This is a genomic window from Dethiothermospora halolimnae, from assembly GCF_037577855.1.
Taxonomy (GTDB): domain Bacteria; phylum Bacillota; class Clostridia; order Tissierellales; family VENL01; genus Dethiothermospora; species Dethiothermospora halolimnae.
In genome coordinates this window covers 24,017-33,747 of record NZ_JBAKFX010000044.1, presented here as the reverse complement: position 1 = coordinate 33,747, position 9,731 = coordinate 24,017, and the positions used below count along the sequence as shown (strand labels likewise).

Sequence of the window (9,731 nt, the reverse complement as noted above, 5' to 3'; positions counted from 1 at the left end):
ATATTTTAAATATCATTTGATTACTGTTTGTCAAGGGCGGCTACGGTGGACTTAGTATAATTCCACTGGTTTATCCCAGTATTATCCATAACATTAGTTTTTCATAGAACTTTTTACATTACCAATAAAATCCTCTAATATTCCATTACTACAAACTCATCTTTTCCCATTTTAGTATTTTGTGTTTTTATATCTATAACTTTAAAACCCACTTTTTTATAACATTTTATGGCCCTTTCATTAAAGGACCTTACTTGTAATCTTATCTTTTTATCAGGGTATCTTTTATTACATTCTTTTACTAATAAATTCATTAATGTTTTTCCCATACCTTGACCACATAAAGACGGTTTTAATCCTAATCCTATAACAACCTTACCATTAACCTCCCTTAATCTTACATGTCCATATAAGTTATTATCTTTATCCATTACTGCTAAAAATTCTTTTTCCCTGTTATCTGATTTTGTTATTCCAAAACTATTTTTCACACAATATTTCCAATCTGGCAAATTATACACACTATATTCTCCATCATATTTCCAGTTACAAATTTCCTTTGCCATATCTTCAGTTAATTTAGATAAATATAAGCTCATATTTAGTCTCCTTTTTAAAAATCCCTTAGCAATCTTTCAAATTTTTTTGTTATATCTTCTTCAAATAACTTAGTTAAAATATCTAAAAATTCTTCTGTATTACTCACCCTTTTATTATTAATTTCTTTTAATAATTTTAGAAAGTTCTCTTCTCCTAATTCCTCTTCTAACTTATATAAAAGTAAGCTACCTTTATCATATATAACTACCTTCCTTTTTTCATAACTCATATCTAAGTTTTTAATAGGAGGTGTATTATTGCTTCTATTTTCTCTAATTTTTATGGCCTTTTTAAATTCCTCTTCTCCAAATTTCTCTCTTAAGACTCTAAGGGCACTGTACTCGGCAAAAGCTTCATCTATCCAGGACTCCCAAGTATCCGCTGGAGCATTGGACCACCATAAGTGGGCAAATTCATGACCTAACATATTAGTAAAATAATCTATCTCATTATAATCATTACTTTCTAATTTGTATTTTTCCAAAACTACAAATCCCTTTCGAGCATAGGCTCCTCCTTTAGCAAATACCACAGACATATTTTTTTCCTTTGTTGTTCCAAACCATTCTTTATACTTACTTAATATCCATAATCCATATTTATTTATTACTTCGCTGTTTTTATCGTAATATATATTTAATATGAAATCTTCATCTTCTATGGATTCCACTTTTATATCCCTTGATGCCATTATTATAATATCATTAGTTGGAGTATACTTTACCATAGTCCAATGATCATTTTTCTTTATAACCTCTCCCATACCAAAAACTTTATATCCTTCATCAATTTTTACTTTTATATCATAGATTATATTATGACTGCTAACTTGCTGAAAATTTAGTGGAAACCAGGGGAAATATAATCCCATTTCAATCCAGTCTTCAGTCAATCTATTATCACCATATGGCTGAAGTACTCCCAACTGACCTTCATATAATAACCTTATTTTAATTAATTCTCCTTTTTTCATAGTTCCTTTAAGATTAACCTTTAAGTTGCCTGCTTCAGGCAACATTTGATTTGATATAGTATTAAAAGTATAACTTCTAATTTCATCTCCATTTAATTCTTTAACTTTTAAATCCCTATGTAACATAAATTCAATTGTATCAGTCTTGTTTTGTAAAATAGGGTAATATAACTCCATTTCAACTTTAATAAATTGTTGCTTGACATCTATATCTAAGTCCACTTTATAAAATGAATTTTTTCTACTCATACTATACTTCTCTCCCCTTTATATCGAATACTATAAACGTTATAAACAAACCTAAATTGAATAATACTAAAGCAGTATCTAAAAATAAAATTTGTTTTCCATATACCCTAGATGGTAATAAACTTACGTATAAATGCTTATCCCCCTAATATACTAAATTATATATTTGTTATAAAATTCCTCTTTTTTATATAAATATGTAATTTTATATCTATTTAAATCTAACTAGAGGACCTGTGTAGTTTTAAATAACAAAAAATACCCCCTATTAAAATATTTAGGGGATATCTTTAACTTAATTATTATTTTATAATCAATTTTTATTCATATAAATATTTAATTATTGCTAAACTTCTATAGGTTAAATCACATATCCTATTTTTCTTGCTCCAATTATTACTAAGCATTAATCCACTATAACATCCCCATACTTTAAAACACTTATGTTTAACAGGTTTTAAAAACAATCCATCGTTTTCTTCTAAATAGTTTATGAGTTTTTCCGTATTATTTTTTAATACTTCATTACATTTTAACAAATCTAATCTTCCTAAAAGCTCATACATACTGAAAAATTGGTACCAATCTATATCATCATAATCATTAGTATCCTTATTAAAATCAAGCCTTGATAGCTTCGCTGGTGCTATCTTTTGTCCTTTATACATTATGTATATATCAGGTAATGGGCTAAAACTTATTAGTTTATCAACCGCTGACTTTATTATCTCTAAGTTTTCATGACTCCTCCATTTTTTTGTATAAGCTAATAATTTTAATTGATATAAATCCGGTAATGCTTTTCCCTTTACATAAAATGTTTGATTATTTTTAACATAATAAGCCTCTTTTAAATCATTTAATCCAGCTAATATCTTCATACTATTAATCGCTCTATCTATTTCTTTTTTAATAAAATCCTTATCTTCAATACCAAAATAAGCAAATAAAAGGGCTCTCTCATAGTCATCACCATATAACCCCTGTTCAGGTGAATAAATATCCCACGATGTCCAAGACTTATTGAAATCCTTTTTGAGTAGTGACTTTAAAGCTTTACTAATGAAATCATCCTTTGCCTCAAAACCCATCTCATGTAATAATATTAGAGCTGCTTCCATAGCTTTAGAACTTTTAATCTTTTTATTTTCAGGTATCCAACCACCATGAAAATAGTCTCCAAAGTATCCATCTTTTTTCTGCCAACTTAAAGCAGTCTGAACTTTTTTATCTTTGATTATATTTTCTTTATATGTACTGAAATCTTGTGATGTCTCTAATATATCTCTATTTAACCTTAATAAAATGGCATCACAGGCATTTTTATTAAGGTATTCTATAGATTTACTAAAATCTTCTTTAAACATAAAAAATCCCCCCTTTAGGACTGACTCCATTCAAAAATACAGTTTTGAAACTTTCTATTTAGTAAATCCTTTTCTTCAATTCTTACACTTAATATGCCTTCTTCAGTAAAGTCTTCCCCTATTTGAAGCAACAATATTTTTGTACTAGATAATTCCTCTTTTATTTCCTCTTCTTCATATTGACAGTTATTATACAATCCAAATAATTTTGATTTTTCAAATCCTATGAAAGGATTCCATCCTACCTTTTCACCTTCTTTTGCCCACTCCTCATCATATCTTTCATTTATATTTTCCCTTTCAATATAAATATCCTTAACTAAACATCCTTGAAAAAATTGATTATCATGTTCCTTTACTACTCTCTTTAATTCAGCAACAGTTGATTCACTATATATTACTCTTCCATTTTCCATATAGTCATCACAGAAAAAATATAAAAAACCCTTATTGGGTAGATAATCATTAATAAAGTAATCTTTAAACTCATTTAGATTTATTTGGGCTACAAAATATAGTTCTGTTGGATACTCAACATTCTTTGGTAAATCTACCACAGGACCACCGATCCGAGATTTTCCCATAGGTATGTCCACTTCATTATAATCCACTGCATAATCAAAGTCACTAATTGATTTTGCTTCATATTTTGTAGCATCAGGTGTAAATCTTATTATTTTATAACCTTTTTTTATATCTCTCATATTTCCCTCCTTTTTTTATCAGCTTTCAATATACTTTCCTTTAGCCAAATAGGAGCTTTATTATTTTCTTGAATCTCGTCACAGGTCATCCATAATATTTTACTTACTTCATCTTCTGAAACACATCTAGGAACCCCCGACTTATAGATACATAAAAAAACAATATCAACCACTTTATCATTAGTATCGGATATAAATGATTTACTTTCAACATAAGTTAATTTTTTTGAGACCTCAATATCAACCTCTTCCCTTATTTCTCGTATCAAATTTTCTTCTAATACCTCTGAAGCGGCCTCCTTAGTTTCAACTTTCCCCCCCACTAGAGATAGTAACCCTGGTGCATGATCTTCTTTAGCACTTCTTTGAATTATTAGCCACTTATCTCCCTTATAAATAGCAGCCTCAACATTTACTATATATTTGTTCACTCTATATACTCCCCTTTTTTTGTGTTGCACGATATCTATTTATTCTATAGTCTCAAGTAATTTATCTTTAATTTTAGTACTAAATTTTAATACTGGCTCACAAACTTCTAGATATGTTATATCTTGTCTTTTTAAGTAATAGGATATGATATGTAATTCATCAATCTTTAGCTTATCTATAATCTCATTATCTTCTTCTTTAAAAACTTCCCCCATAGATTTTCTAATTCTCTCTACACTCTTATTTATTGGTATAACTTTAATTGTCTCCTTGTATAATAACCTATTAGATGAAATATAAAATACTTTTACTTCTTCTGAAGAAATTTTTTCAAATAATATTATGTTTTGATTTTTATTGCTATTTTTAATAATTTGAAAATTTCTAGTCACATACTTTAAATCATTTAAATCATCCCTTAGTTTAACCGCCCTATTATATTCCATATTTTTTGATGCTTTAATCATCTTCGACTTAACCTCTTCAATTATAGACATATCTTCATTATTTAAAAATGATATTAGTCTTTTTATGTTGTCTCTATATTTATTAATATTTTCTTCACCTTTACAAGGACCACTACAAGTATTTAAATCATAATGTAGACATGAGGTCTTCAAAGAATTAAAGTTATTAATAGAACATCTTCTTATTTTAAAATAATCCTTAATACTATCCACTGCTCTATTTACACGATTAAAATTAGTAAAAGGTCCAAAATAAGATGCATTATCATCGTTTTTTTCTGTAACTATCAGTAGCCTAGGAACTTCTTCCTCTGTAGTAACTTTAATATATGGATACCTTTGATAATTTTTTAAAAGCCTATTATATTTTGGATTATACTTTTTAATGAGCTTGGATTCCAGTAGCAAAGCTTCAAGTTCTGTATCAGTTATAGTATGATCTATGTTTTCTATAAATTGAATCATCTCTACTATTTTCCTAGAGTGATTTTTAGATTTTTGAAAATATTGTGAAACCCTTTTTTTTAAGTTTTTTGATTTACCTATATAAATAATATTATTGTACTTATCCTTCATGATATATATTCCTGGGCTTTGTGGTAAGTTTTTTACTTTTTCCCTTAGTTCCAAATCTATCACTTCCATAATTTGTATTATTATATAGTAAAAGATATATGAACGTCTAAAGTTATATAATAAAAAGGCCGGACTGAGCATGCTCAGTGCCTACATATATCAGTTATATTAATTTTCATAAACAATCCAGCTTTTTACTTTATAATCTTTAGATTCATATAATATTTGTAAGAACATAATCCATTCTTTCACAACCGATAGCGGAAGCTACTGAACTGCATTTTGCCCTCAATAGATAGAATATAGTCTTATCTTTAATATCACTTAACGTTTCAAAATTAGCTTGTCCTTTACTTATAATAAGGTCTGCTTTATCAAATTCGTCGTTAAATCTACTTGAACAGTCCTCTAGTATGGTTCCCTGAGCACAATGACCATTGTCAATAACCTTGACTAGATCTACAACACCGGTACCTATTGCATCATCCATGGTTGCATCATTAACTATGGGCCCTCCCTTTACCACATAGGTAACTTTATCTAAGGGAAGATTTTCTAATAAAAATTTATCAAATATAATTTCACCAGAATTGTCAGCGATATACATAATATTCTTTGCCTCTTTCACGGCATCCCTTAAAGCAACTGTTCCAGCACCAAAAATATCCTGTTTAATACTATCTTCAACTGACTTAACAATATCTTTATGTTCTAGACTTAATCCCACTGAAAAATCTATAATATTTCCTGCAATAGCTAGTCTACAAGCCATATCAAATCTATCTTCTGCCCTATCTAGCCATTTTTCTTCAATAATTTTTTCATAAATCTCCTTGGCAATTTCATTATACTGTTCCTTCAATCTTATATACAGATCATTAATACCAGTAATATTCTTAGCATGCTGATGCATCCTAAAAGCTATTTCAGGTGCCGTTTCATTAAAATCCATTTCTCCTAGTTCCTTTAAAGATTTTTTTATTATTTCCTGTTGCATTGTTATATTTTCTGTAGCTTCTTCAGCTATTTCTACTGCTTGTCTAGCAAGACAATGGATACATTCATGTGATATTTTCATATATTGGTCTCCTTTATTAACTATTGTTGATTTAATGGCACTTATAAATTTCCCATCAAGTTTGTCCACATGCTAATTATAACATTAATCCCATTATAATGTATACGACTAAAAAATCACCTCTTTTTCGTTAAAATCAGATAATAGTGATATAAAAAAATCTGTGCTACCCTTTAAAATAGGCCCACCACAGATTTTTTCCTATATAATTAAGTACAGCCTATTTACAATGAACCTTAGTAATTTTTTACCATTCTCACGATATACTGTAACAACGCATGCTTCTGGTGGACCTACAATTCCTAAAGCTATACAAGGTCTTCCCTCTTGGATTTCCTTAATAATAAATTTAATAAAATCCTCTTTTGTAGTATTATCTTCTTTCTTAATTACATTATATTCTCGTCCACAAGCTAGAAAAGTAGACCTCACCCCATAGCCAAAATCAACGGCAGGAACATCAGAAATCACACAATCACTAAATATGTTTTTTACATTAGCTATTTTTTCATTATCCTCCTTATTCTTATAATATATAAGAGATCCATATACTCCCTATGACATATATCCAATACTTACAGAACCAAAACCTTTACGGAACTTACTTAGAGTCATTCCAGTTATATGCTTAAATGCACGTATAAAAACCTCATATGTTTCAAAACCATAGTCTAATGCCAATACAACTAATGACTTGTTGCTTTGAGATAATTGATATGCAATATGAGATATCTTTCTCTCCAGAATGTATCTTGCCAGTGGCTTTTTAAATCTTACTCTAAATATCTCCCTTACATGAGGTATAGAAAAGTCTACAGCCTGTGCCAAATCCGTATACGATATTTTATTTTTTAAATTATTTTCTATAAGAATGACCATTGTATTTAGTTCTTTATAATAGTTCATGAGCATACAATTTATCACCTCCTATAATTAATTATACTATTTTTCATAATAATTTCCTGACTATTTTGAGGATTTTAATCTATAATAAATTTATTTAATTCATATTTCTCTTGTCACTGAAGCTTTAATAGACTTAACTTTTTTATCCTAATTTCACCTTATATACAATAGTTCTATTACTATATATTATAAAAGAAATTATTTCTAAGTAGAAGTATAAAATTTTTTACCACATAATAATCCCTCAGAGTATTTAGAAGCAAATTTAATTAGTAATTATTTAAAAATATGTTATAATTTTTATATACTATTATCAATTAATTAAAATAACAAAATAATATAATAAAATCAAAAATATACTCCTTATTGTGGCATAAAATCTCCTAGGAGAATCATTATTACTTGATGCTAAACAATAGCAAATAAAAAATAATTTTATAATTAAAATCTTTAATGATTAAAGGAGGGAAGATAAAATGAATGATATTTCTATTAATGCTCTAAACAAAAATTCATATTGTCTCTTATTTAATAAAGACAAAGTTTTGTCTAAAAAAATACTAGGTGGCTCCCGATTCCCATCAATTAGTGAAGTTGAAAAACTTGATATTAATGTATCGAATATTATCTACATAGGAACATTAAATGAAGATGATTACTATGCTGCAAATGTTCTTACTGAAAAGATTATTAAAGATTTATTTTTTAGACACATAGGCGAAATGTATGGAGAAATTGATGAAAATATGTTTCTCCTTACTTTACGTGCTTTACATTTTATAAATTGGCTAAATAAAAATAAATATTGTAGTTGTTGTGGAAATAAAATACAAATAAAACCTAAAGAAACTAATATAAAATGTTCAAATTGCGGACATATCATTTACCCGCGAATAACTCCAGCAATAATAGTTGCCATTTTAAAGGATGATAAAATTCTTTTAGCCCGTTCTCCCCACTTTCCACCTAAGTTATATAGTCTCATATCTGGACATCTTGATCCAGGAGAATTTGTCGAGACATGTGTTAGAAGAGAAGTAAAGGAAGAAGTTGGAATTAATATAAAGAACATTAGATATTTCGGTAGTCACCCCTGGCCTTTTCCTAACAAAATTATGATTGGATTTATAGCTGAGTATTCATCTGGGGAAATAGAAATTGACAATAATGAAATAGAAGCAGCTGATTGGTTTCCATTGGATGATTTACCCCACATACCAGATTATAATCTAAGTTTTGCAAGGAAAATAATTGATTCATTATTGGAAGTTAGAAAAAACAAATAATAATTTAGTTATTTATATTTTGAATATTTTACGATAAAGCATAAGAGACTATTCTGCAGTAATTTGCATTATAGTCTTTTTCTATTTATATATCACTTTATATTTTATTGTTTTCAACTAAGTATCTGAAACTCTCTATGGACATAATCAATACAGAAATATTTATGTAATTGAATGCTTAATTTTGCCTATGTTATAATCTTAGTATATCTACATAATGTAAAGTTTTTATTCCCAGTACAATATTTAAGCTAAATGCTCCCTAACATACATTACGTTCTAATTTAAAATGGTTATTTTTACTTTTGGTTAAGATATTAGTATATATCCGATGACAAAATAAAACTATTATTATTGTGGTATTATTTATATAAATAAAGATAGTAACACAAGTTAAAAAAGGAGTGCTTGATTTTATGAAAGCTTTTATAAAAAAACATGAGTATAATTATATAAGAAACCGTTTAAATGATTTAAAGAATGCCTACAAAAGTTGCGTAGATATTAATATTATTGAAGCTACTAAAGCATACATAAAAGAAGAAATATTCAATATTTTTACAAACCTATCTAAAGAAGAAAAAGGATTGCTTGATATAAGGGAAATAGATGATCATTTACACATTGATATACAGATTAATAAATACTTAGACCAGTTAAATAAATATGTCTATGGAATGCCAAACATTACAACTGGACAAATTAAAAGACTGTTTAAAAAGGAAAAAAAATTAAAATTACCAAGTCAAGATATATTAAGTGAAAAAAAGGTATACTTGGGTTGGGTTGATAAATCCACTAGAAAATTATTTGTGGCTTACAACATGAATGGCAATCTTTTAGGTATGAAATGTAGAATTATAAATCATGCTTCCAGCAACTCCCGTAGATGTGTACTTTGTAATCACATAGATGAAGGAAATGAAGTAGCTTTTGTTTCACCTATCTGCAAAACCGATAACGGGAACTATAGATCAATAGGTTTTGATATCTGCTTAGATAGTAAAATATGTAACGAAAGGATTGCATCAACAGAAAAGCTTGAGAAAATTTTAAAGGACGTTAATAATATAAAACTGTAGTTATAAATGTG

General features: G+C 27.9%; 11 protein-coding genes. 2 read left to right on the top strand and 9 right to left on the bottom strand.

The window, feature by feature from the left end:
* Window positions 1–134: 134 nt before the first annotated feature.
* The 9 genes from V6137_RS15330 to V6137_RS15290 all read right to left on the bottom strand — a co-directional run bounded on the left by V6137_RS15330 (window position 135) and on the right by V6137_RS15290 (window position 7,358).
* Window positions 135–599 carry a GNAT family N-acetyltransferase gene (locus tag V6137_RS15330; protein WP_425448830.1) on the bottom strand — a complete coding sequence of 155 codons (465 nt, stop codon included), beginning with the start codon at window positions 597–599 and terminating at the stop codon, window positions 135–137.
* Window positions 600–613: 14 nt separating this feature from the next.
* The gene (locus V6137_RS15325) at window positions 614–1,822 is read right to left on the bottom strand and encodes a M1 family aminopeptidase (RefSeq protein WP_425448829.1); all 1,209 of its coding nucleotides are present in this window, start codon (window positions 1,820–1,822) and stop codon (window positions 614–616) included.
* Between the two features lie 320 nt (window positions 1,823–2,142).
* Entirely contained in the window at window positions 2,143–3,189 is a 1,047-nt protein-coding gene (locus V6137_RS15320) for a hypothetical protein (protein WP_425448828.1), read from the bottom strand.
* A 14-nt stretch (window positions 3,190–3,203) separates the two neighbouring features.
* Window positions 3,204–3,893, bottom strand: a complete 690-nt coding sequence (locus tag V6137_RS15315) for a DUF1963 domain-containing protein (RefSeq protein WP_425448827.1) — start codon at window positions 3,891–3,893, stop codon at window positions 3,204–3,206.
* Window positions 3,890–4,324: an NUDIX domain-containing protein gene (locus V6137_RS15310; RefSeq protein ID WP_425448826.1), complete on the bottom strand. Its 435-nt coding sequence runs from the start codon at window positions 4,322–4,324 to the stop codon at window positions 3,890–3,892. The genes V6137_RS15315 and V6137_RS15310 overlap by 4 nt, the downstream gene beginning before the upstream one ends.
* A 39-nt stretch (window positions 4,325–4,363) precedes the next feature.
* Window positions 4,364–5,437, bottom strand: a complete 1,074-nt coding sequence (locus V6137_RS15305) for a GIY-YIG nuclease family protein (protein ID WP_425448825.1) — start codon at window positions 5,435–5,437, stop codon at window positions 4,364–4,366.
* Window positions 5,438–5,582: 145 nt separating this feature from the next.
* Window positions 5,583–6,446, bottom strand: a complete 864-nt coding sequence (locus V6137_RS15300) for a damage-control phosphatase ARMT1 family protein (protein ID WP_425448824.1) — start codon at window positions 6,444–6,446, stop codon at window positions 5,583–5,585.
* A gap of 201 nt (window positions 6,447–6,647) precedes the next feature.
* Window positions 6,648–6,917, bottom strand: coding sequence for a hypothetical protein (locus V6137_RS15295; protein ID WP_425448823.1), 270 nt, complete (start codon window positions 6,915–6,917; stop codon window positions 6,648–6,650).
* 84 nt (window positions 6,918–7,001) lie between these two features.
* The gene (locus V6137_RS15290) at window positions 7,002–7,358 is read right to left on the bottom strand and encodes a helix-turn-helix domain-containing protein (protein ID WP_425448822.1); all 357 of its coding nucleotides are present in this window, start codon (window positions 7,356–7,358) and stop codon (window positions 7,002–7,004) included.
* 470 nt (window positions 7,359–7,828) lie between these two features.
* On the opposite strand from V6137_RS15290, the gene nudC reads away from it, so the two are divergent.
* Complete coding sequence (gene nudC / locus V6137_RS15285; protein ID WP_425448821.1) at window positions 7,829–8,638, top strand: NAD(+) diphosphatase; 810 nt, start codon at window positions 7,829–7,831, stop codon at window positions 8,636–8,638.
* Between the two features lie 416 nt (window positions 8,639–9,054).
* The gene (locus V6137_RS15280) at window positions 9,055–9,720 is read left to right on the top strand and encodes an FBP domain-containing protein (RefSeq protein ID WP_425448820.1); all 666 of its coding nucleotides are present in this window, start codon (window positions 9,055–9,057) and stop codon (window positions 9,718–9,720) included.
* Window positions 9,721–9,731: the final 11 nt, after the last annotated feature.

Excerpts from the sequence above, each read along its gene's own strand:
- V6137_RS15330 (WP_425448830.1), bottom strand. The coding sequence starts at position 599 with ATGAGCTTATATTTATCTAAATTAACTGAAGATATGGCAAAGGAAATT.
- V6137_RS15325 (WP_425448829.1), bottom strand. The coding sequence starts at position 1,822 with ATGAGTAGAAAAAATTCATTTTATAAAGTGGACTTAGATATAGATGTC.
- V6137_RS15320 (WP_425448828.1), bottom strand. The coding sequence starts at position 3,189 with ATGTTTAAAGAAGATTTTAGTAAATCTATAGAATACCTTAATAAAAAT.
- V6137_RS15315 (WP_425448827.1), bottom strand. The coding sequence starts at position 3,893 with ATGAGAGATATAAAAAAAGGTTATAAAATAATAAGATTTACACCTGAT.
- V6137_RS15305 (WP_425448825.1), bottom strand. The coding sequence starts at position 5,437 with ATGGAAGTGATAGATTTGGAACTAAGGGAAAAAGTAAAAAACTTACCA.
- V6137_RS15300 (WP_425448824.1), bottom strand. The coding sequence starts at position 6,446 with ATGAAAATATCACATGAATGTATCCATTGTCTTGCTAGACAAGCAGTA.
- V6137_RS15290 (WP_425448822.1), bottom strand. The coding sequence starts at position 7,358 with ATGCTCATGAACTATTATAAAGAACTAAATACAATGGTCATTCTTATA.
- nudC (WP_425448821.1), top strand. The coding sequence starts at position 7,829 with ATGAATGATATTTCTATTAATGCTCTAAACAAAAATTCATATTGTCTC.
- V6137_RS15280 (WP_425448820.1), top strand. The coding sequence starts at position 9,055 with ATGAAAGCTTTTATAAAAAAACATGAGTATAATTATATAAGAAACCGT.